Origin of the sequence: Tsukamurella sputi (assembly GCF_007858445.1) — a bacterium.
GTDB lineage: Bacteria > Actinomycetota > Actinomycetes > Mycobacteriales > Mycobacteriaceae > Tsukamurella > Tsukamurella sputi.
Genome location: NZ_VIGV01000164.1, coordinates 1 through 554, shown reverse-complemented (window position 1 = coordinate 554; position 554 = coordinate 1). Strand labels below are relative to the sequence as shown.

General features: G+C 42.2%; 1 protein-coding gene. It reads left to right on the top strand.

The features are described 5' to 3' along the window. Nucleotides 1–334: Sir2 family NAD-dependent protein deacetylase (locus tag FK268_RS26130; RefSeq protein WP_497997385.1), on the top strand; the 334-nt coding region annotated here is incomplete at its 5' end. Nucleotides 335–554: the final 220 nt, after the last annotated feature.

The window sequence follows — 554 nt, the reverse complement described above, 5'->3', positions numbered from 1 at the left end:
GATTTTTGATTGGCAGCAACCGGTGACGATAGAGAGCCTCTGCCCCTGTTGCCAACAGCGAGGAAATCTCCGCCCCCATATTGTTTGGTTTGGGGAGATGCCGCTAGAGATGGAACGAATCTATAAAGCGTTAGAAAATGCAGATCTCTTTCTCTCCATCGGTACCTCGGGAAATGTCTATCCCGCAGCTGGCTTTGTTGAACTTGCGAAAATGGTGGGGCCGCATAGCGTTGAACTCAACCTTGAACCGACAAAAGGAGCAACCCTCTTTGATGAGGCTTATTATGGTCCCGCTTCTAAAATTGTTCCCCAATATTGTGATAAGATCGGCTAAAAAAGGAGGATTTGAGAAAAGAGCTTAAGGACTCTGCGAGAGTAAGGTTGAGAGATTAGAGGTGATTTAAGCTATTCTTTGGGTAATTTTCACCCATAATCTGCGTAAATTTCAATATTTTGTCACGGAAAATTTTAGTACACTGAAATTTCACGTTGAAAATATCAATGAAAATTACAAACACCTGACTCACTTTAAGGAGCCAAGATGTATCAGAAAA